The following is a 22,513-nucleotide window of genomic DNA, read 5'->3' on the forward strand; positions in this document are numbered from 1 at the left end:
GGCGGCGGGCCCCCGCCATCATCCGCGCAAGTGGCGGGCGTCGCAAGTCGGCGGGCGTTGCAAGTCGCGCCGGCCAGCGGCCATTGGCGCCGCCTTTCCGTTCATCCACGAGACGTCCGATGCCTTCCGGCGGGAGCCGGTGGTAACCTCGCAGCATTCCGCGTCCCCGACCATCCGAACCCCCATTCAACCGTGCGCCCCGCAGACCCCGAACTCTGGCGAACCGCCTCCGAGCAGCGCGCCTACAACGATGCGCGCCGTCGCGTGCGCGCGCTGCGCTTCTTCTACATGCACGCACTGGTCTACGTGACGGTCAATGCGATGCTGATCACCATCAACCTGGTGACGTCGCCGCACCGGCCGTGGTCAGGCGGGCCGCTGATGGGCTGGGGGATCGCGCTGGCCATACACGGCATGATGACGTGGAGCCGCGTGGGTCTGCTCGGCCGTAGCTGGGAAGAACGAAAGATCGCCGAGTTCATGGCGCGCGAGCAGGTGCGGACGATCTCCACGGAAAAGCAGCTCGTGGAAGCGCAGATGCGCCTGCTGCAGGCCCAGATCGAGCCGCACTTCCTGTTCAATACACTGGCCAACGTGGTCAGCCTGATCGAGCCGGCGCCGCAGAAAGCCACGCTGATGCTCGAGCATTTCATTGCCTACCTGCGCGCGTCACTGGCGGCCAGCCGCGCCACGCAAGGCACGGTGGCGCAGGAGGCCAAGCTGCTGCGCGATTACCTGGCGTTGCTGAAGATCCGCATGGGCGACCGGCTGCAGTACACGATCGAGGTCGATCCCTCGCTCGACACCGCGCCGCTGGCGCCGATGCTGCTGCAGCCTGTGGTGGAGAACGCCATCAAGCATGGGCTGGAACCGAAGATCGAGGGTGGCCATCTACGGATTACGCTGGAGTCGCGCGGGCCGCGCATGTTGGCGACGATCGAGGATGACGGCATGGGCTTTCATCCCAAGGCCGGGTCCGGCGTGGGCCTGTCGAACCTGCGCGAGCGGCTGGCCGTGCTGTATGACGGCGACGCCCACGTGCGTATCGAGGAGCGGTCACCTGGGACCGCCGTACTGATCGAGATCCCGCTGCCCCGCGCATTCCGAACCGGAGACACCGCATGATGTCCACCGCCCCTACGGCGTTGATCGCAGACGACGAGGAACACCTGCGCGCCCACCTGCGCGGCAAGCTGGCCCGGCTGTGGCCGGAGCTGCAGATCGTGGGAGAGGCCGCGAACGGCGTGGAGGCGGCGGCGTCGATCGCGCGTCTGGCGCCCGATGTCGCCTTTCTCGATATCAAGATGCCGGGCATGTCCGGGCTGGAGGTGGCGCAGGGCATCGAAACCGATACGCGGCTGGTGTTCGTCACCGCATACGACGAGTTCGCGCTCGATGCTTTCGATCGCGCGGCGGTCGACTATCTGGTCAAGCCGGTGACGGACGAGCGCCTGGCCCGCACGGTGGAGCGGCTGCGCAAGGCCTTCCAGGATGCGGCGCCGATGCCGGAACTGGCGCAGCTGCTGAGCCAGCTCACGCGCGGCCAGCCACGCGCCGAGGGTGGCGGCCTGCTGCGCTGGGTGCGTGCCAGCCGTGGCAACACCACGAGCCATGTGCCGATCCAGGAGGTGATGTACTTCCACAGCGACGACAAGTACGTGGTGGTGCATACGCGCGACGGCGAGCACTTGATCCGCACACCGTTGGCGGAACTGGCCGAGGGCCTGGACCCCGACGTGTTCTGGCAGGTCCACCGCTCGACCATCGTCAATATGGAATGCGTCGCCGGCACGCGCCGCGACGAGAGCGGCCGGCTGTTCGTGCGGATACGCGACAGCGATACCGAACTGCCGGTATCGCGTGCGTATGTGCACCGCTTCAGGCAGATGTAGCGCCTGCCTGGAAGCCTGGGCTCAGTGGCGATCCATGAACTCCTGAATCTTGCGCGCTTCCCAGTCGCGGCCCCAGCGCGACAGGCGCATCCAGACCAGCCCGCCGTGGATCGCCAGCGCCAGCCCCCATCCGAGCGTAGTGCTCAGCGGCCACGGCCAGCCCGTGGTCTGGTAGTGCGACCACGACGGCGAGCCGAAGTAGTAGAAGCGGAACCACAGCCAGCCATTGACCAGCACATAGACCAGCAGGTGGATATACCAGCCGCGCAGCGCCCGCACCATGCGGCGGGCGCGCCAATAGGCCCAGGCATTGTCGTCGGCGGGAGGGAAGGGCGGGCGCATGGATTCCTGACGCATGAGTGACCTCGCTATGTGGATTGTGCGGGTTGTGTTGGTGCGTCATGTATAGGCCACTGCACGTGCCAGTGCCATGGGCATGGGCCGAATCGACGGAATCTGGGGGCGAATGACAGGGAATCGGCGCGAACGGGGGGCCTCCGTCAGTCCCGATCCTGATCCCTCCCTCTTACCCCAGCACCGCCTTCAACCCGCTCAGCCGCTCCAGCGTTGCTTTCAGTTCCGCCGTCAACGTGGCAACCAGTTCCGCCGCAGGCATCGCCCTGGCCAGGGGCACTGCCTGGCCGGCCCACTGCGCGGCATAGTCGCTGTTGCCACTGGCCTTGGCCGCGGCGTGCAGCGCCTTGCCGGCGTCGTAGGTCATGGGATAGCCGGGGGTGGCCGGCGCGCCGGCTGCGGCGCCCAGCGCGGTAAGCCGGTTCGCGAAGCCGCGGGCGGTGCGGCCCGAGATGGCCTGCGTGAAGGTGGTCGGGCGCGGCTGTTCGGCGGTAAGTGCGGCAGCCAATGCGGCGCGATAAGCGGCATCGGCGGACGATTCCTGGGTGCCGACGAATGCCGTGCCAAGTTGCGCGGCCTGCGCGCCCAGCGCCAGTACCGCCGCGATGCCCGCGCCGTCCATGATGCCGCCCGCCGCAATGATGGGCAGGCTGGTGCGCTCGACCAGCACGCGCACCAGTGCCAGTGTCCCGAGTCCCTCGTCGTCGCCGTATGCATCGAATACGCCGCGATGGCCGCCGGCTTCGATACCTTGCGCCACGATCGCATCGATGCCCGCCGCTTCGATCAGTCGCGCCTCCCGCAACGATGTGGCGCTGGCCAGCAGCACGATGCCCGCCGCGCGCAGCGCGTCGATCTTCTCCTGCGCGGGAAGCCCGAAGTGGAAGCTCACCACGGCGGGCTTTTCCTCGAGCAGCATCTGGAACATGGCCTCGTCGGTCAGGAATGTCTTGTAGATCTCGTTCAGGCTGGCAGGCGCGGCGGCGCCGAACTTCTTGAATTCCGGCGCGAGGTATTCGAGCCAGGCGCGCTCGCGCGTCGCATCGGCCGCGTCGGGGACATGGCAGAACAGGTTGATGTTGAACGGCTTGCTGGTCAGCGCGCGGGTTTCGCGGATCGCCTTGCGCGCGCCGTCCACGTTCATCGCGCCGACACCCAGCGAGCCCAGGCCGCCCGCTTCGGAAACGGCGGCCGCCATGGCCGGTGTGCTGACGCCGGCCATGGGCGCCTGAATGATCGGTGTGGAGAGGTTGAGCCGCGCGAGCAGGTTCTGGCGCGGGCTGCGGGAGGTGGTGTTCATGGCGGATTCCCCGGTTGGCGTGTCGAGCTTACGAATGGGTCTGGTGGGTCTGGCCGGTTTGGCCAGTCGAGCGGATCTCGCAGATGCCGGCGGCGATCAGCAGGGCGGCGGAGGCGATCTCCATCGCGCCGTTGAAGCTGCCGCCGTGAGACATCAGGGCCGAGGCCATCAGCGGCCCCGCGATCTGGCCCACGCCGTAGGCGGCGGTCATGGCCGCCACCAGATTGAAGCGGACCAGATGCGCCGCGTGTCGGGCGGCGGGTACGGCGATGGTCACGGTGCCGACGAACGTGCCGCCAACCAGCACCGCGCTCGCCAGATAGGCGGCCGCAGAGTGATTGATGGCCGGCAGCGCCACACCTACCGCCTGGACCACGAGATTCCATTGCATGGCGCGCCGCGTGCCCAGCCGTTCGTGCACCGAATGCCACAGGAAGCAGGAGGGCACCGCTGCCAGCCCGAACATGGCCCAGATATGAAGTGGATTGACGTCGTGGAGCGCGCCGTGGATCAGCAGCGGCAGATAGGTTGCGGTGATGATGTAGCCAAGACCTGCCAGGCCATAGCTGGCGACCAGCGGCCACGCGCCCAGCGCGTGCAGGGGCCGATGCTGGTGCGCCGCCGAAGCCGTGGCGGCCTGCGCCGACGGCCGGCGGATCGGCCGCCATGCCAGCACCGACAGCGCCAGCGCGCCCACTGTCAGCACCAGCCACAGCACGCTGCTACCCGGTGTCGACAGATTGCCGAGCGCGATCAGCTCGGCCGAAACCGCGATGCCGGTGCCCACGCCAGCAAAGAGTAGCGGGGCGCCATTGTGACGGCCCACGACGTGCAGTAGCCAGACCGAGGCACAGACAAGGCCCACGGCGCTGGCCACGCCCGCGAGGAAGCGCAGCGCCACGAAAACCGCAGGCGGAATGGGCGCGGCGAGCACGAGGATGCACAGGACGGTGGCAACGAGCGCGGCGCGCGTCCAGTCGCTGGCCGTGTGTGCCGGGATCTTCGTGGCAAGCAGCGCGCCGGCCAGATAGCCCGCGTAGTTGGCGGAGGCCGCGAGCGAGCCGGTGCCAACGGACATGACCCCCTCCTGGACCATCAGCGGATACATGCCGGTGAACGCGAAGCGGCCGAAGCCCATGACCACGGCCAGCGCCAGCGCGGCGGCGACGGGTTCTTGCCACGATGCCGGCGTGGCGTGGCTACTGCCGCGCGCAAGCGAAGACGGGTGCGGGGAATGCAGGCAATCAGACATGACGCAACTCCCGCTGGAATGCTTCGAAGGCCGACGTGGTGAATCCGGCGCGCTTGACCAGGAACGTGTGGGCGGGCCTGACCGGTACGGTCTGGAATTCGGCATGGTCGGGATGCAATGCCAGCAACGCGCGAGGCACGATCCCCACCGCCGACCCGGCGGCCACGGACGCGAGGATCGCGTGGTAGGACGGCATCTCCATGACCGACAGCGAGCGGCGTACCTCGTCGCCGCCTTCCTCCAGCCATTCCTCGGCGCAGCGGCGGTATGTGCAGCCACGCGCGAACGCGGCGAGGTGGCGCAACGTTACGTCCTGCGGACCGCGCACCTTCGGATGCGTGGCCGGCAGCACGAGCACCAGTTCCTCGGTCCGGATGAACGTGCCTTCCAGTCCGGCGCCCATCTCTGCGATATCGAGATCGCGCGCGGCGCCCTTGCCAGGGTGCGCGACCACCGCGCAGTCCAGACGGCGATCCAGCACGGCGTCGACAAGGCTTTGCGTGGTGCCCGTCGTCAGATCGAGTTCGACGTCGGGCCAGGCGGCGTGATAGCGCCCGAGCGGCTTCGGCAGCAGGGTGGCGGCGGAACTCTCCATGGACCCCACGCGAAGCGTGCCACTCGGCGTATCGGCGCGCATCGATTGGCGGGCTTCCTCGGCCAGCGCGAGCATCTGTTCGGCATAGCCAAGCAGCCGCTGGCCTTCAGGCGTCAAGGTCATCTTCTTGCTGTCACGCTGGAACAGCGCGACGCCGAGGCTTTCCTCGAGCTGCTTCACGCGCGTGGTGACGTTGGATTGCACCCTGTCCAGCACGCGCGCTGCGCGGGTGATGCTCTGTTCCCGGGCCACCGCGCGAAAGATCTCCAGTTCGGCCAGTTCCACGTTGGCTTCACATCGCTCACGCGATGTTCTCCATATGAGAATGAAAGTAAGTTAAGTATTGTAAAAAGAGAATTAGATGTCAAGGTCTGCGTCTGATGCCCAGTGGCAAGGAAGCCGGTTCGCGAACGCGCCTCGACCCGCGGAATCGGTCAGGCAGGCGGCACCTTTGGAGCGAGCGCGACAATATCTGAAACCCGGCAACTGCTTGCCGGGAATTTGGCACGCCATATTCGATCAGCCCGTCTTAATAATCGTTTCGACAGCGATACATAATAAAAACCAGACAGATCTCATTAAATTCGCAGTGCATTGAGATTCGTATTCACCTCCATATAGTGAAATAACAGGATGGGGATAAAAAAACTGTTCAATCTGGTCTGTCAGGAGGTGGCGATGAACCCTGCCCGAAGAATATGTGTGGCCATTGCCTTGACGATGGCATTGGGCGCCTGCGGTGGTGGGGGCGGCGACAGCGGGGGTGGTGGCAATAACAATCCGATGCCGGTTGCTGTCTCGGTTCCGCTACAAACGGCGGTGGCAAATGTGGTGAATAACGGGATTTCCGTCAACTTCGCAATCACTGGCACAGTGGCTGGCACTGCTGTGACCGGTAGCGGCACGCTTGTCGACGCTGCCGCGGTCGGGGCAGTGCTCAACGGCGCGGCGGTTCTGAAGACAACGGAAACGCTCAGTGGCACGGTCATGGCAAACAATGTGTCGGCGCCATTTTCCTCAACCCGAACGATATTCAGGAATCCGGCAACGTTCGCCGAAGTGCAGGAAGACCTGGGAGGCCCGGTCGTGGTGTTCCCGAGTTATGTATATCCGGCGACGGTTCAGGCTGGCGATGCCGGGACGCTGGTCACTGGCACCTCATTTTCCGCCGCGGACCAGATGACCAAGACCGGTACCGTGGTCCGATCCTTCAGCGTGGCGGCCGATACCTCCACCACGCTGCTGGTTACCTTCCTGGAGAGTGATTTCGATACTAATGGCATCAAGCTGGCGGACGACCAGACGACGCTACGTGTCGATACTTCCGGTAACGTCACATTCGTGTCGGAAGTTGTGAACGGCTTCTCGGTCAACGGGCAGCAGGGTTCGCTGACGTTCAAATAGAGCAAGGGGAGAAAGAGGCCGTAGCCGGTCAGTCCGGTTTCATGGCCCCCGGTAGGGCCGGCAGGCGCGGCAGCGATCGTGGCCACCGGCTCGCCCGGCGCGAAGTGGTGCTCCCGTCGCCTGCGCGTCACATTTCCGCATGGTTTTGTATCGCTGTGTATCTGGCGCCGGCGCAGATACGTGCGGTCACCGAAACCCCACATTTGCGCTACGGGCGCGATACATCGGTCTCCTTGAATACGTTGCGTGGCCCACGGCGAACCGCAACGAAGCGATCCCGGGGCACGCAGTTACCAACCCGATCCCGCTACTTCAAGGAGCACCATCATGACCTCGACCACCACCAAGCGTTTTGTTTTCGCGATCGCCCTGGCCGCTGCCGCCGCAGGCGCCCAGGCAGCAGGGCTTTCCCATGCCGGCGCGCGCGACCCGTTCACGGACGGTGCCCGTTCCGTGCAAGACGCACGTGACGTGTACAGCGAGGGCGCGCATGGCGTGCAGGACCCGCGCAGCCCGTACACCGACGGCGCCCGCAACGTCGACACTTTCACCGACGGTGCCCGCACGCTGGCAGGTCTGGACCGCACCGGCGTATCCGCCGATCCGGCACGCTCGATCGACCCGTACCTCGACGGTGCCCGCACGCTGGCAGGACTGGACCGCACCGGTGTATCCGCCGACCCGGCACGCTCGGTCGACCCGTACCTCGATGGCGCCCGCACGCTGGCAGGTCTGGACCGCACCGGCGTATCTGCCGACCCGGCGCGCTCGATCGACCCGTACCTCGACGGCGCCAATGCCTGAGCGGCGGAGGCCCCGCAGGCGCATTCCCGGGGCCTTGCCGATGCCGGCCCGCCTGAGCCATCAGCATGGCGAGGGTGGCCGGCAGATTTGCAACGATTCCTGTATAAGACGGCTCCAGATAGAGAGCGATACAAAGCGTCGCCTAAAGTGCTACACAAAGGCGCTGCACAATGCGCGGCATGGGGAAGATTGCCGACTGTACCGAGGGGAACCAGGAATGATCCGGCCTGACCATATTCTGATCGTCGATGACGACCGCGAGATCCGTGAGCTTGTTGCGACCTATCTCGATCGCAACGAAATGCGTGTCACGCTTGCGGCGAACGGGCGAGAAATGCGCACCGCGCTGGAGAAGGGGTCGGTCGACCTCATCGTGCTGGACCTGATGATGCCAGGCGAAGACGGCCTGGCTCTGTGCCGCGACCTGCGCGCCGGGCCGCACAAGACCACCCCCGTACTGATGCTGACGGCCCGCAATGAGGAAGCCGACCGCATCCTCGGGCTGGAAATGGGCGCCGACGACTACCTCGTCAAGCCATTCGCCGCGCGCGAGCTGCTGGCGCGGATCCGTTCCGTGCTGCGGCGCACGCGCATGTTGCCGCCGAACCTGCAGATCACCGAGGCCGCCACGCTGCTGGCATTCGGTGACTGGCGGCTCGATACCACGGCACGCCATCTGCTGGACGAGAACGATGTGCTGGTGGCGCTGAGCGGCGCGGAATACCGGCTGCTGCGGGTCTTTCTCGACAACCCGCAGCGTGTGCTCAGCCGCGACCAGCTATTGAACCTCACACAGGGGCGCGACGCCGAACTGTTCGACCGTTCGATCGACCTGATGGTCAGCCGGTTGCGCCAGCGGCTGCGCGACGATGCCCGCGAGGCGCGTTATATCAAGACCGTGCGCAATGGCGGCTATGTGTTCACGGCGATCGTCGAGGTACGCGAGGAGCGGACGTGACTCACGCGAGCGCGCTGCGCGCATGGCCGCGCTCCCTGTTTGCCCGGCTGATGGTGATCCTGCTGGTCGGATTGGCGTTGGCGCAGGGGCTTTCCTTCGCGCTCGTGCTGAAAGAGCGCGAAGGCGCGGCCGATCGGCTGATGCTCTCGAACCTGGAACAGGATGTGGCGAGTTCCGTGTCGATTCTCGACATGATGCCGGCGGCCGAGCGGCCGCGCTGGCTCGACAAGCTCGAGCGCAAGAACTACAGCTACCAGCTCAACGCGGGCGTCAGCGGTGACGAGCCGCCGCGCGAGGCCCTGTCGAGGCAGGCGGTGGACACCATCACGCATGCGCTGCAAGGCCGCTACACGGTGCATGCGAATGCCGTGTCGGGCGACGCGGAGCACTTCCAGGTGCATATCCACCTGAGTGACGGCAGCCCGCTCACCATCGACATTCACCCGGCGCCCAAGCCACTGGCCATGTGGCTGCCCGCATTGCTCGCGGTGCAGCTTGTATTGCTTGGCGTCTGCGCCTGGCTCGCAGTGCGGGTGGTGACGCACCCGCTGAAGCAACTGGCCAGCGCGGCCGAAAACCTCGGTCCCGATCTCAAGGCCGAGCAGATTCCCGAATCAGGGCCGATGGAAGTGGCACATGCCGCGGCGGCTTTCAACGCCATGCAGCAGCGTATTGCTGGATACCTTGCCGAGCGGGTGCAGATTCTCGCCGCTATTTCGCACGACCTGCAGACCCCGATCACGCGAATGCGACTGCGACTGGACTTGATGGAGCCATCGGACACGCAGGAACGCTTTCTTCAGGATCTGCGCGAGATGGAGCAGCTTGTGCGCGAAGGTGTGACCTATGCGCGCACGTTGCACGGCAGCTCGGAAACGCCGGTGCGCGTGGACGTCGATGCCTTCCTCGACAGCCTTGCATTCGACTATCGCGATGGCGGGCAAGCGATCGAGGTGGAGGGCAAGGTCGGCGCGCCCATCGAGACGCGGCCGCAGGCATTGCGGCGCATCCTGATGAACCTGATCGACAACGCGCTCAAGTTCGGCAACGAGGTGCGTGTCGCTGTCTCGCGCGAGGCAGGCGGCAATCTGGCGATTGCGGTGCAGGACCGGGGTCCGGGCATTCCCGAAGCCGATCTCGAACGGGTCATGCAGCCGTTCTATCGCGTCGAGACATCGCGCAACCGGGGTACCGGCGGCACCGGGCTGGGTTTGGCGATTGCCCAGCAACTGGCGCGTGCCATGGGTGGGCATCTGGTGCTGTCCAATCGCGAGGGCGGTGGCTTGCAGGCGACGCTTACGTTGCCACTTGCATCATCGGCCCCGGCGCAGCCTGCCGCGCGTCACTGACGCGACTGGTGACGGTGCGGCCATTGCCGCGCCGCCTCACCGCTTTCCCGCACTTTCCGCTCTTCCAGCGATACCGCCCCACTGTTTTGTATCTCTCTGTATCGCAATGCCACGCCGATACGTGCGCACACGAAACCGGCCGATCCTGGCTACGGCGCTGATACATCCACCCGCTTAAATGCTCCTGTACGCAGCACGGCACGCATCGCAAACCGTGCAGGCGGCACCTTCGACATCAACCTATATGGCCCGGCAGCAATCCGGGTCAGAACGTTCATCCGATACCAGGAGCCCAGCATGACCAAGATCGAAAAAGTCCTCTACACCGGCAAGACCCACACCACCGGCGGCCGTGACGGCGCCGCGCGCAGCGACGACGGCAGGCTCGATATCCGCCTGACGCCCCCGGGCGCGGCAGGTCACGGCACCAACCCCGAGCAACTGTTCGCGGCCGGCTGGTCGGCCTGCTTCATCGGCGCGCTCGGCAAGGCGGCACAGGCGCGGAAGATTGCACTGCCCGCTGACGTGGCCGTCGATGCGGAAGTCGACCTTGGCATGGCTGGCGATCAATATTTCCTGCAGGCACGGCTCAACGTGAACCTGCCGGGGTTCGACCGGGCCACCGCCCAGGCGCTGGCCGAGGATGCGCATCAGCGTTGCCCGTACTCGAAGGCCACACGCGGCAATATCGATGTCGTGATCAATGTGGTGTGAATGGCGTGGCGGGCCGGGTTAGCCACCCGGCCCGCGCTCCAGAATCTTGTACAGGTGGGAGCGCGAGATCCGCAGTTGCTCGGCGGCGCGCTTCTTGTTGCCGCCGTGGCGCGCAATGGCCTCAAGTACCGCCGCATAGGCGAGTTCGCTCATGCCGGCGGACAACGCGCCGGATGGCGGGGCTGCAGGCAGTGACGATGCGTAGGACACTGGCGGTTCGATCCCCGCACTGCTCTGCGCACTGTTCCCCGCACCTGGCGGCAACGGTGCCTCATCCGGCTGGGCACTGGCGGCCACCGGCACGATTGCTGATTCCCCGCGCGAGAAGTCCGTCACGCGCAGCGTGCGGCCATCGCAGAACACCAGTGCTTCCTCGATGCGTTGCCGCAACTGGCGCACATTGCCGGGCCACGGCTGGCTGGCGATATGCCGGGCCACGTCCTGGTCGATCGCGGGGGCGGGGATGTTGTTGCGCTGGCAGAACGCGTTGACGAAGTGATGCAGCAGCGCGGGAATGTCCTCGCGCCGCTGGCGCAGTGAAGGAATACGCAGCACCACGCCGCTCAGCCGGTAGTAGAGGTCGAGACGGAAACGCCCGGCGTCGATCAGCGCGGGTATATCGCGGTTGGTGGCGGAGATCAGGCGGAAATCCACCCGTTCCGGTCGATGGCTGCCCAGCCGTTCGACCATGTGGTCCTCCAGCACGCGCAGCAGCTTGACCTGCACTTCCATCGGCACGTCTGCCACTTCATCGAGAAACACGGTGCCGCCGGCTGCAATCGCCAGCTTCCCGGCCTGTCCTTTGCGCTGGCTTCCTGTGAAGGCACCCGGCACATGGCCGAACAGTTCCGATTCGATCAGCGTGGCGGGCAGGGCGGCCAGGTTCAGGCTGACCAGCGGCCGTTCGCGCGCGGGCTCGCTGCCTGCGGCGTGAATGGCGCGGGCCACCAGTTCCTTGCCGGTGCCGCTTTCGCCCAGGATCAGCACTGGCACGTCCAGACGTGCCACGGTCTCGATCTCGCGGCGAAGCCGCTGCATCGGCGCGCTTTCCCCGATCAAGCCGTATGGCGATGGGCTTTCACGCAAGCCATCCAGTTCGCGCCGGTAACGCACGACCTGAGAGCGCAGTTCCGACAGCTCTTCGTGCATTCGCGCAATGGCTTCGGGTCCCTTGAACATGACCTGCCCGATGGCGCCAACCACTTCGCCGGCCTCGCGGATAGGGATGCGGTTGACCACGCGTGTCACGCCGTTCATCTGCTGCAGTTGCCCGATTTCGGCCTTGCCACTGGCCGCTACCTGGGGCAGCCGCGAATTGGGGATGACGTTCGCGGCCGGACGCCCAATGCCTTCGCCGGTGTTCAGGCCGAGGAATTTCTCGTGGACCGGGCTGACGTAGCGCACCTGTCCGGCGTGGTCTGCCACGACGATGGCTTCGTACGGGCTGGTCAGGAAGTGATCGAGGATCGCACCGGCGAACGGCACCGAGCCCAGGAAATCGAACAGCGCCGTGCTCGCGTCCGCGCGATGCAGAAGGATCAGTCGATGCTGCTCGTCTTCCTGACACAGGCCGATGTAGCGGTGCTGGCCCGTCTCGACGGGGAAGAGTCGTCGCCCGGTTTCCCGGTCTGCCGACTGCGCCCATGCCTGCTCGGCCGCATCCGCGATGTTGCTATCGGCGCACACGCCCACGGCGGCTATCCGGCCGCCGTCACGGGATAGCACCAGTGCGCCGAGCGCGACGGTTTCAGGGGTCGAGCGCTGTGTATTCTCTGAGGACACTGCCTGTCTCCATGTGTGTCCTCGCTGCGGACACGAATTGTCGTTATGGCGGACATGATAGTGGCGACTGAAAAAATCCTCAATGAAATCATGGTGCTGGCGGGTGTCTTCGGGGTGGCATGGATCGTGCGCTAGTGGAGTCAATGCATACGCCGCCAAAGAGGAAACACGCCGTGACCTGGCAACCAGAGATTGATGAACTTGCCTACCGGAGGCGACTCGCCGCCCGCATGGGCGGTGAGGAAAAGGTGGCGCGCCACAAGGCGGCCGGCAAGCTTTCGGTACGGGAGCGGATTGCCGGTATCGCCGATCCCGGTACGTTCCGGGAGGTTGGCGGACTGAGCGGCAGCGGCCGCTACGACAGTAACGGCCGGCTCGTGGACCTGGTGCCGTCCAACCTGGTGATGGGCCGGGCGAATGTCGGCGGGCGCCCGGTGGTGCTTGTGGGCGATGACTTCACCGTGCGTGGTGGCGCCAATGACGGCGCAGTGGGCGACAAGCTGATTCACGCGGAGAAGATGGCCCATGACCTGCGCCTGCCGATGGTGCGGCTGGTCGACGGCACGGGCGGTGGCGGCTCGGTGCGCAATGTCGAGATCAAGGGCCATACGCTGATCCCCACCATGAAGGTGTGGGAACACGTGGTCGAGAACATGGCCGTGGTGCCCGTGGTGTCGCTTGCACTGGGGTCGGTAGCAGGCATGGGCGCGGCGCGCGTGGCGGCCAGCCATTATTCGGTGATGGTCCGCGAGACGTCGCAGCTCTTTTATGCCGGCCCGCCAGCGGCGGCGCCCAATGAGCAGGGGCTGACGAAGAACGAACTGGGTGGCAGTCACATCCACAGCCGCAATGGCGTGGTCGATGACGAGGTGGCAACCGAGCAGGAGGCGTTCGCGCGGGCGCGTGATTTTCTGTCTTACCTGCCGGCATCGGTGCACGAACTGCCGCCGCGCGTGGCACCGGCAGACGACCCCGCCCGCCGTGATGAATGGCTGCTGGCCGCCATCCCGCGCGATGGCCGGGCGACGTACGAGATCCGTCCGATCCTGGAAGCATTGGTCGACGCCGGCTCCTTCTTCGAGATCGGCAGGCACTGGGGCTGCGCCATCGTTACGGGCCTGGCCCGGCTCGATGGCTGGCCGGTGGCGGTGGTTGCCAGCGATCCGCGCGTGCAGGGTGGCAGTTGGGATAGCGATACCGCCGAGAAATTCACGCGCCTCGTCGATCTGGCCCAGGCGTTCCACCTGCCCGTGGTGAATCTGGTGGATACCCCCGGATTCCAGTCCGGCCTGGACGCTGAGCGAGCCGGCACCACACGGCGCGGTGTACGCGCACTGGCCGCGGTCTATCAGGCCACCGTGCCGTGGTGCTCGATCATCCTGCGCCGCGCCTATGGCGTGGCGGCCGCTGCGCATCAGCATATGGGGCGCTTCAATTTCCGCTATGCCTGGCCATCGGCCAACTGGGGCGAGGTGCCGATCGAAGGCGGGCTGGAAGTTGCCTACAAGTCCGAGATCGAAGGGGCGGACGACCCGGTGCAGAAACGCGCCGAAATCATGTTGCGCGTGCGCAGCCTGACTTCGCCGTTCCGCAGCGCAGAGGCCTTTGTCATCGAAGACATCATCGACCCGCGTGAAACACGCGCGCTGCTGTGCGAATTCGCCAATCTGGCGGCGCCGCTGCGCGAGGCAGGCGTGAGCCGGTTCGGCATCCGGCCCTGATTGCCGTACGTATTGAATTCCCAAGACAGAACCAGAAACGAGGAGACTGAATTGAAGAAGCTGTTGATCGCCAACCGCGGAGAGATCGCATTGCGCGTCCAGCGCGCCGCACGCGACCTGGATATCGGCACCGTCGCGGTGTACTCGCAGGACGACGCGGGCTGCCGGCATCGGATGCTGGCCGACGAAGCGATTGCGCTGGACGGTGCGGGCCCTGCTGCGTACATCGACATCGCGGGAATCATCGCTGCCGCGAAGGCATCGGGCAGCGATGCCGTACACCCGGGCTACGGCTTTCTGAGTGAGCGAGCCGATTTTGCGCAGGCGTGCATCGATGCCGGCATCCGGTTCGTCGGACCGACGGTCGAGCATCTCGCGCTGTTCGGCGACAAGGGCCGCGCGCTGCAATTGGCGGCCGAGTGCGACGTGCCGGTCATGCCCGCCACGCATGGTGGCGCGTCCCTGGAGGAGATCGAACGCTTCTTCGATGCCCAGGGTGACGCCGGCATCGTCATCAAGGCGGTTGGCGGTGGCGGCGGGCGCGGTATGCGCGTGGTGCGCAGGCGCGAGGATCTGGCGGAGGCCTATGCGCGCTGCCGGTCCGAGGCCAGTTCCGCGTTTGGCGTGGATGCGTTGTACGCCGAGCGGCTGGTCAGCCGGGCACGCCATATCGAAGTGCAGATCGCTGGCGATGGTCAGCACGTTATCGCGCTGGGCGAGCGGGACTGCACGCTGCAGCGCCGTTTCCAGAAGCTGGTGGAGATCGCCCCGAGCCCGGTGCTCAAGCCGGAGCTGCGCGCGGAGATTATCAAGGCCGCGCTGCGGCTGGCGCGTCGCGTCAACTACCAGAGCCTGGGCACGTTCGAGTTTCTGGTCGAGGAAAGCGAGTCGGGCGAGCAGAAGCGCTTCGTCTTTATCGAAGCCAATCCCCGGCTGCAGGTGGAGCACACCATCACCGAGCAGGTGACCGGCGTGGATCTCGTGGCCCTGCAGATCGGGCTGGCCTCGGGGCGGACGCTTGCCGAGCTTGGACTCGATCCGGCTTCGCCGCCGCAACCCAGGGGCTATGCGATCCAGGTGCGCGTCAATGCCGAAATGACCGATGCGCAAGGGCTGGCGCGTCCAGCATTTGGCCGTCTGGAGCGCTTCGAGCCGCCCGCCGGTCCTGATGTGCGGGTGGACTCCCACGGCTACGCCGGCTACGAGCCGTCGCCGAACTTCGACACCCTGCTGGCCAAGCTGATCGTGAGCAGCGCCGCTCCCGGGTTCGAAGCTGCCGTGCGCCGGCTGCAGCGCAGCCTCGCGGAATTCCGCATCGTTGGCGTGCCGACCAACCTCAATCTGCTGCGGGCGCTTGCCCAGCGCGAGGACTTCCTGACGCAGGACGTCCACACGCGTCTCTTCGAGTCGATCCTGCCGGCGTTGATGGCGTCGGCGGAAACCATCGCCGAAGCCGAGCGCGCGCAGGACGCGCGTTTCGGCGGCGCATCCCATGCAACGCCCGCCCACGCGAGCCACGCGACCCGCGCGCCGGAGGCCGAAGAGGAATTGGAGGAAGGGCTCGTGGCGATCCGCGCGCCGCTGACCGGCCGCGTGGTCGACATCCCGGTGCAACTGGACGAGATCGTCAAGCCGGGGCAGACGGTGGCCGTGCTCGATGCGATGAAGATGGAGCACGCGATTGTCGCGCCGTGCGCGGGCCGTGTGGTCGATCTGCGCCCGGAGAAGGGTGCGCTGGTGTCCGAAGGCCACATGCTGATCGTGCTCGAACAGGCAGAGGCCGACGGCGTGGCCGTGGATGCCGCGCGGAATGTCGATCCGAATGCGATCCGTGCGGATCTGCAGCGTGTGCTGGACCGGCACGCCTATCTGTATGACGCGGCGCGTCCCGATGCCGTGGCCAAACGCCGTTCACGCGGGCAGCGCACGGCGCGGGAGAACATCGCCGACCTGTGCGATGGCGACTCCTTCGTGGAATATGGCGCGCTCGCGCTGGCCGCGCAGGCATCCCGCCGCAGCAAGGAAGACCTGATCGTCAACACGCCCGCGGATGGCCTGATCACCGGTATCGGCGAGATAAACCGGGAGCTGGTCGCGAAGGAACGGGCGCGCAGCGCGGTGATGGCGTACGACGCCACGGTGCTGGCCGGCACGCAGGGCAAGCGCAATCACATCAAGACCGACCGCATCGTCGAGGTGGCGCTCCGTGACGAACTGCCGCTCGTGCTGTTTGCCGAAGGCGGCGGCGGGCGGCCTGGCGACGTGGATTTCCCGTCCGTCTCCGGCCTGTACCAGCCGTCGTTCGCGGCGTTTGCCGAACTCAGCGGACATGTGCCGGTGGTCGGCATCGTGTCGGGCCGTTGCTTTGCCGGCAATGCCGCGTTCCTGGGCTGCTGCGACGTGATCATCGCCGATCGCTCGGCGAACATCGGCATGGCCGGGCCGGCCATGATCGAGGGCGGTGGCCTTGGCATCTTCCGTCCGGAAGACGTGGGTCCCGCGTCGGTGCAGTTCGCCAATGGCGTGGTCGACGTGCTGGTCGAGAACGAGGCCGAGGCCGTGGTGGTCGCCAAGCACTACCTGTCGATGTTCCAGGGCCGCGTGGCGCACTGGAGCGCGCCTGACGCGCTGGCGTTGCGCCAGGTCGTGCCCGAGAACCGCCTGCGCGTGTACGACACCCGCAAGGCCATCGAAGGCATCGCCGACGTCGGCAGCGTGCTGATGCTGCGCGGCGGGTTCGGCGCGGGCATTCACACCGCGCTGGCCCGTGTGGAGGGGCAGCCGGTCGGCATCATGGCCAACAACCCGTATCACCTTGGTGGCGCGATCGACGCGGATGCCGCGGACAAGGCAACGCGCTTCATGCAACTCTGCGATGCGCATGGCTTGCCGATTATCTCGCTGATCGACACCCCGGGGTTCATGGTCGGACCCGAGATCGAGGCCCAGGCCCAGGTGCGTCACGTGTCGCGGATGTTCCTGGCTGCCGCCAAGCTGCGGGTGGCGCTGCTGGCCGTCACGCTGCGCAAGGGCTACGGTCTCGGCGCGATGGCGATGGCAGGCGGTGGCTTCCGCTCGGCAAACTTCACGATCTCGTGGCCGACCGGCGAATTCGGTCCGATGGGGCTGGAGGGCGCGGTCAGGCTCGGCTTCAAGAAGGAACTTGAAGCGGTGCCCGATGGCCCGGAGCGCAAGGCGCTGTTCGACAAGCTGGTGGCGCAGTCCTACGAGCGTGGCCACGCGATCAACACCGCCGCAGCGGTGGAGATCGATGCCGTGATCGACCCGGCCGAGACGCGCAAATGGATCGCCCAGGGCATTGCCTCGGCCGACGTTCGCAGCCGCAGGGCGCGCCAGTCGTTCGTCGACGCATGGTGAGCGTGGTGATTGTCACTGTGATGAGTGAAACGCGGGCACTGTTCGGCAGGCCCGATCCACGTCCACACGCGAGGGATTCAAGATGAAGGATGCTGCTGCCCCGGCGCCGCTTGCACTGGGTGGGCTGCGCGTACTCGAGGTCGGCACCGGTCCGGCGCTTGCGTACGCGGGCAAGTTGTTCGCCGATTTCGGCGCCGAAGTCATCAAGGTCGAGCGCCCGGAGGGCGATGTCTGGCGGCAGATGCCGCCGCTGGTTTCCAGTGCCGAAGCGCAGCCGGAGAGCGCGCTCTTCGCCTGGCTGAACACCAACAAGCGCAGCGTGACCGCTGACTCGGCGGATGCCGCTGACCGCGCGTGGCTTGCCCGGCTGGCAAGAACCTGCGATGTCGTTCTCGATGCCCGCGCGCTGACCGAAGGCGTGGGCGTGCTGTCCGCACCCGTCTGGGCGGTGGCCGCAGCCGCAGCCGTGGACGGTCAAGCGGGGCACGAGCCAATCGAGGTCGCGCTCACGTGGTTCGGCGAAAGCGGGCCATATAGCGAGTTCGCAGGTTCGGAAGCCGTGTGCCGCTGCCTCGCCGGCGCCGTGCACGGAAGCGGTCCGGTGGACGGGCCGCCGCACATGCCGCATGACGTGCAGACCGCGATCGTGGGCGGGCTGATGGCGTACTCGGCTGCGGTGGCCGCCCTGATCGGCGGGGCGCAAGGTAGCCGTCGCTATGTGCTGAGCCTGCATGAAGCGGTGTTCAGCGTGGTCGAGATGGAAGCCGGCATGGTGCCCGACAAGCGGCACCCGCTGCGCCGTTTGGGCGTCAACCGCTTCTGCGGCACGCATCCGGCCGGTATCTACGAGACCGCATCGGGCTGGATCGGCATCTTCACGCACACGCTGCCGCAGTGGACGGCGTTGTGCGAAGCCATCGGACGGCCCGAACTGGCCCGCGACCCGCGTTTCGCGAACGGGCAGGAGCGCATGAACCGGGCCGACGAGATCGACGCGATCCTGATCCCGGCGTTCCGCACGCGAACCGCGCAGGAGTGGTTCGAGCTGCTCGGGGACATGAAGCATCCCACCGTGCTGGTGCCAACGATGCAGGAACTGCTCGGCCAGGCGGTGCACCGGGAACGTGGCGCATTCGTGCCGGTGCGAATCGGCGGGACGGCGTTCGAAGGTCCCGTGGTGCCACTCCGGCTCGACGCAGCCGGTCCGCTGGCCGGTGGCGACGCGCCGCTGAAGGGTGCGGACGATGCGTTCTATCGTGCGTCGGGTCTCGATCATCGACCGCTGCACCAATTCCAACGCGCCACCACGGCGCAGGGCCCGCTGGAAGGTATCCGTGTCATCGACCTGACGATGGGCTGGGCCGGGCCGCTTGCATCGCGCACGCTGGCCGATTTCGGCGCCGAGGTCATCAAGGTCGAGAGCACGAGCTACCCCGACTGGTGGCGCGGCGCGAACTTTACCGAGGAGTTCTATCGGGAGCGGTTGTACGAGAAGAACTCGAACTTCAACCTGATGAACCGCAACAAGCAGGGCATCACGCTCGACCTGACGCGCGAGGAGGGCAAGCGGCTGTTGCTCGAACTGGTGGAGGGCGCGGACGCCGTCATCGAAAACTACTCGGCGGAGGTGCTGCCGAAGCTCGGGCTTGACTACGAGGCCTTGCGCGCCCGGAACAAGCGGTTGGTCATGGTGTCGATGCCGGCCTTCGGGCTTGGCAACGCGTGGAGCAACACCCGGGCCTATGGCGGCACGCTCGAGCAGGCCAGCGGGCTGCCGCTCTACACCGGGCACCCGGATGGGCCGCCCGCCATGACCTCCTATGCCTACGGCGACCCGATTGGCGGGCTGAACGCGGGCGCGGCGATGCTGCTGGCGCTGTTCGCGCAGCAGACCACGGGCGAGGGGCGGCACGTCAACCTGTCGCAGGTGGAGGCCATGCTGCCGATGGCCGCGCCGTTCATGATCGAGCAGTCGATCTCCGGAGCGGTATCGCCGCGTCAGGGCAATCGTCATCCGATGCTGTTTCCGTATGGGTGCTTCCGTTGCGACGGGGACGATGCGTGGGTCGTCCTGTCCGCCACGGACGCGCACTGGCCCGCCCTTTGCCGCGTCATCGGGCGCGACGATCTCGCCGCTGATGCGCAACTCGCCAGCGTGTCTGGCCGACGCGCGCGCGGGAGTGAGATCGACGCGGCAATCAGCGCCTGGTGCGCGGGCCGCGATCCCGAGGCTGCGATGCAGACGCTGCAGCGGGCCGGTATCCCGGCGGGCGTGGTGCGTTCCATGTCGCAGGTACTTCAGGATGCCCATCTGCACGCACGTGGATTCTGGCGCGACATTGACCGTGCCCATAGCGGGCCGTACCGGGCCACGACCGCCTGGTTCCGCACGGGCAGCGAGCCGCAGGCAATCCGATATGCCGCCCCAACGCTTGGCGAACACACCGAATCGGTACTGGCGCGCGTGCTCGCGCTCGGCCCGGCTCAGATCGCGGAACTGGAGCGTATCGGCGTGACAGGGAAAACCGCGCAGCCCAAGGTATCGAAGGGGCGCGCATGACGCAGGAACTCAGCAGGACCACCAAGAACGACACCAAGAACGACACCGAGAACGACAAGGAGACACACATGAAAGAACGCGAAATCATCGCACGCCGTCGCGCCATCAAGGGCGGAATGAAGCTGGTGGCAGCGGCGCTGGCCGTCATGGCAGGGACGATGGCGGCGCCGGCTGGCGCGCAGACGGCCACACAGACGGCCAACTGGCCCAACAAGCCGATCCGGATCGTCGTGCCGTTCCCGGCAGGGTCCACCACCGATACCGTCGCGCGCGTGCTGTCGGAGCAGCTCAGCAAGTCGCTGGGGCAGCCGGTCATCGTCGAGAACAAGCCGGGCGCGAACGGCCTGATCGGCGTTGCCGAGGTCGCCAAGTCGCCCGCGGACGGCTATACGCTGCTGGTCACGAACTCGAGCAGCATCACCATCAACCCGCAGGTGTACAAGCGGAGCAACTACAAGCCCAAGGATCTGGCGCCGGTCGCGCTGGTAGTGGAGGCGCCGTTCGTGCTGGTGGCGAACCCCGAGTGGGCAAAGAAGAACAGTATCGGTTCGGTTGGCGATCTGGTTCGCTATGCCACGCGCAATCCGGGCAAGCTCAGCTATGGCTCGGCGGGGCCGGGCAACATCGCGCATCTGAGCTTCGCCATGCTGAACAACCGCGAGAAGATCCAGACCACGCACGTGCCGTACAAATCGGCCTCGCAAGCGGAGATGGCTGTGATCAGCGGTGAACTGGAGACTGCCTTCGACGCGTGGAACGGGCTGCCGCAGATCAAGGCTGGCAAGCTGAAGCCGCTTGCAGTGACGTCGCCCAAGCGGATGCCGCAGTTGCCAGACGTGCCGTCGCTGGAGGAAGCCGGTGTCAAGCCGTTCGATGTCAGCTTCTGGCTCGGCATGCTGGCGCCGGCGGGCACGCCGCCGCAGATCGTGCAGAAGCTGTATGAGATCACCAAGGGTGTGGCCAACGATGCCCGCGCAAAGTCGGTCCTGAGCCAGCAGGGTGAAGTCGTGATGATCGACCCGGTGAACTTTGCCAAGCGCATCGAGAAGGAAGATGCCAACTGGGCGGTGGTGATTCAGCGCGAGGGCATCACCCTGGACTGACGTGCCGTTGATGTACTGCTGACGCACTATGGGTGACGGCCAGCCGCGCATGCCAATCGTTCGGCGACGATGGGCATGTCCGGCTGGCTGCGGCGTTTTGGGGACGAAATCGAGCCCGATTTGATATGTGTCGTACCCGTTCGTTTCATCCTCCAAAGCGGTTGATAGCTATCAACACCTGGATGGAACCAAAAGTGCCTAATCCGGCTTGCGGTCCGCGTCTCGCGGTCCGACCCACAAGACGGAGTCCCCATGAAATCCAGCCGAAGCAGAGTCCTGTCGACGTTTTCGACGGCGACGTTCATGACGGTGCTGTTTGCCGCTACCGTATCCAGTGCGCACGCCGCCGAGCCGCAAGCCGAACCTATCCAGCCCATTGCACCCGCCAAGGTTCAGCACCCGGAACGCGTGGCGCTGGGCGAAAAGCTCTGGTTCGATCCTCGCCTTTCGCGCTCTGGCTTTATCTCGTGCAACTCGTGCCACAACCTCAGCATGGGGGGCTCGGATAACCTCAAGACGTCCATCGGCGACAAGTGGAAGCAGGGCGGCATCAATTCGCCGACCGTCCTGAATTCCAGCCTGAATTTCGTGCAGTTCTGGGATGGCCGCGCGAAGGATTTGCCAGAGCAGGCGCGCGGGCCGATCGCCAATCCAATCGAGATGGCCTTCACGCACGAGTTGGCGGTCGACACACTCCGATCCATCCCCGGGTACGTCGATGAATTCCACAAGGTGTTCAAGTCGGACAAGCTGACAATATCCGAAATCACACTGGCCATTGCCGCCTTCGAGGAAACGCTGGTCACGCCGAACGCGCGCTTCGACAAATGGCTGAAGGGTGACAAGAAGGCCATCAACGCGCAGGAGTTGCGCGGCTACCAGTTGTTCAAGGGGTCGGGCTGCGTTGCCTGCCACAACGGCCAGAACATCGGCGGCAACTCGTTCCAGAAGATGGGGCTTGTGGAGCCGTACAAGACCGGGAATCCGTCGGAGGGCCGTGCGGCGGTGACGGGCAAGGATGCTGACCGCTTCAATTTCAAGGTGCCGACCCTGCGCAACGTGGCGCTGACCTACCCGTACTTCCACGACGGCGAGGCGGCCACGCTGAGCCAGGCGGTGGATACGATGGGGCGCCTGCAACTGGCGCGCAAGTTCACGCCGGAAGAGAACGCCGATATCGTGGCGTTCCTGAAAACGCTGACCGGCGATCAGCCGAAGATCGTGCTGCCGATGCTGCCGCCATCGAGCGACAAGACGCCGAAGCCGAAGCCTTTCGAGTAAGGCGCCGCTGACGGCGCCCGCGCGCGCTGGGGTCCCGTCCCGTCCCCGTCCGCTTTCCCCCTTGGG

The 22,513-nt window shown here is 66.0% G+C and carries 17 protein-coding genes; 12 read left to right on the forward strand and 5 right to left on the reverse strand.

All coding sequences use genetic code 11. The features are described from left to right. Positions 1-192 precede the first annotated feature (192 nt). Both RN01_RS19865 and RN01_RS19870 read left to right on the forward strand, forming a co-directional pair. Entirely contained in the window at positions 193-1,125 is a 933-nt protein-coding gene (locus RN01_RS19865; protein ID WP_017511826.1) for a sensor histidine kinase, read from the forward strand. Beyond that, positions 1,122-1,892 (forward strand): LytTR family DNA-binding domain-containing protein, encoded by a 771-nt coding sequence (locus tag RN01_RS19870; RefSeq protein WP_017511825.1) that lies wholly within the window; start codon positions 1,122-1,124, stop codon positions 1,890-1,892. The genes RN01_RS19865 and RN01_RS19870 overlap by 4 nt, the downstream gene beginning before the upstream one ends. A 21-nt stretch (positions 1,893-1,913) precedes the next feature. On the opposite strand, the gene RN01_RS19875 is transcribed toward RN01_RS19870, so the two are convergent. The 4 genes from RN01_RS19875 to RN01_RS19890 form a co-directional block, all read right to left on the reverse strand. Next, positions 1,914-2,234, reverse strand: a complete 321-nt coding sequence (locus RN01_RS19875) for a 2TM domain-containing protein (protein ID WP_024570492.1) — start codon at positions 2,232-2,234, stop codon at positions 1,914-1,916. A gap of 184 nt (positions 2,235-2,418) precedes the next feature. Then, on the reverse strand, positions 2,419-3,546 hold the full coding sequence (locus tag RN01_RS19880) for a nitronate monooxygenase family protein (protein WP_017511824.1): 1,128 nt from the start codon (positions 3,544-3,546) through the stop codon (positions 2,419-2,421). A 28-nt stretch (positions 3,547-3,574) separates the two neighbouring features. Then, positions 3,575-4,798, reverse strand: coding sequence for a YbfB/YjiJ family MFS transporter (locus tag RN01_RS19885; RefSeq protein WP_017511823.1), 1,224 nt, complete (start codon positions 4,796-4,798; stop codon positions 3,575-3,577). Beyond that, positions 4,791-5,678: a LysR substrate-binding domain-containing protein gene (locus tag RN01_RS19890; RefSeq protein WP_017511822.1), complete on the reverse strand. Its 888-nt coding sequence runs from the start codon at positions 5,676-5,678 to the stop codon at positions 4,791-4,793. Before RN01_RS19890 ends, RN01_RS19885 begins: the two co-directional genes overlap by 8 nt. 393 nt (positions 5,679-6,071) lie before the next feature. Between RN01_RS19890 and RN01_RS19895 the strand changes: the two genes are divergently transcribed. The 5 genes from RN01_RS19895 to RN01_RS19915 all read left to right on the forward strand — a co-directional run bounded on the left by RN01_RS19895 (position 6,072) and on the right by RN01_RS19915 (position 10,622). Next, a complete protein-coding gene (locus RN01_RS19895; protein WP_128646542.1) occupies positions 6,072-6,797 on the forward strand; it encodes a hypothetical protein in 726 nt (241 codons plus the stop codon). A 327-nt stretch (positions 6,798-7,124) separates the two neighbouring features. Beyond that, positions 7,125-7,601 carry a hypothetical protein gene (locus RN01_RS19900; protein WP_039016757.1) on the forward strand — a complete coding sequence of 159 codons (477 nt, stop codon included), beginning with the start codon at positions 7,125-7,127 and terminating at the stop codon, positions 7,599-7,601. 217 nt (positions 7,602-7,818) lie between these two features. After that, positions 7,819-8,559 carry a response regulator gene (locus RN01_RS19905; protein ID WP_008650998.1) on the forward strand — a complete coding sequence of 247 codons (741 nt, stop codon included), beginning with the start codon at positions 7,819-7,821 and terminating at the stop codon, positions 8,557-8,559. A 50-nt stretch (positions 8,560-8,609) separates the two neighbouring features. Further along, on the forward strand, positions 8,610-9,908 hold the full coding sequence (locus RN01_RS19910; protein WP_051068955.1) for a HAMP domain-containing sensor histidine kinase: 1,299 nt from the start codon (positions 8,610-8,612) through the stop codon (positions 9,906-9,908). Between the two features lie 297 nt (positions 9,909-10,205). Further along, positions 10,206-10,622, forward strand: a complete 417-nt coding sequence (locus tag RN01_RS19915) for an organic hydroperoxide resistance protein (protein WP_017511818.1) — start codon at positions 10,206-10,208, stop codon at positions 10,620-10,622. An 18-nt stretch (positions 10,623-10,640) separates the two neighbouring features. Here RN01_RS19915 and RN01_RS19920 read toward each other — a convergent pair whose 3' ends face one another. Further along, entirely contained in the window at positions 10,641-12,404 is a 1,764-nt protein-coding gene (locus RN01_RS19920) for a sigma-54-dependent Fis family transcriptional regulator (protein WP_024570494.1), read from the reverse strand. Positions 12,405-12,577: 173 nt separating this feature from the next. Between RN01_RS19920 and RN01_RS19925 the strand changes: the two genes are divergently transcribed. The 5 genes from RN01_RS19925 to RN01_RS19945 all read left to right on the forward strand — a co-directional run bounded on the left by RN01_RS19925 (position 12,578) and on the right by RN01_RS19945 (position 22,447). After that, positions 12,578-14,125, forward strand: a complete 1,548-nt coding sequence (locus RN01_RS19925) for an acyl-CoA carboxylase subunit beta (RefSeq protein WP_024570495.1) — start codon at positions 12,578-12,580, stop codon at positions 14,123-14,125. Positions 14,126-14,176: 51 nt separating this feature from the next. Next, the gene (locus RN01_RS19930) at positions 14,177-17,503 is read left to right on the forward strand and encodes a carboxyl transferase domain-containing protein (protein ID WP_024570496.1); all 3,327 of its coding nucleotides are present in this window, start codon (positions 14,177-14,179) and stop codon (positions 17,501-17,503) included. An 82-nt stretch (positions 17,504-17,585) separates the two neighbouring features. Next, positions 17,586-20,063, forward strand: a complete 2,478-nt coding sequence (locus tag RN01_RS19935; RefSeq protein ID WP_024570497.1) for a CoA transferase — start codon at positions 17,586-17,588, stop codon at positions 20,061-20,063. Further along, positions 20,060-21,166, forward strand: a complete 1,107-nt coding sequence (locus RN01_RS19940; RefSeq protein WP_080672886.1) for a tripartite tricarboxylate transporter substrate binding protein — start codon at positions 20,060-20,062, stop codon at positions 21,164-21,166. Before RN01_RS19935 ends, RN01_RS19940 begins: the two co-directional genes overlap by 4 nt. Positions 21,167-21,469: 303 nt before the next feature. Then, positions 21,470-22,447: a cytochrome-c peroxidase gene (locus tag RN01_RS19945; RefSeq protein ID WP_189443402.1), complete on the forward strand. Its 978-nt coding sequence runs from the start codon at positions 21,470-21,472 to the stop codon at positions 22,445-22,447. The last annotated feature ends 66 nt before the right edge of the window (positions 22,448-22,513 follow it).

It is taken from the genome of Cupriavidus sp. SHE, assembly GCF_000812445.1.
GTDB classification, from domain to species: Bacteria; Pseudomonadota; Gammaproteobacteria; order Burkholderiales; family Burkholderiaceae; genus Cupriavidus; species Cupriavidus metallidurans.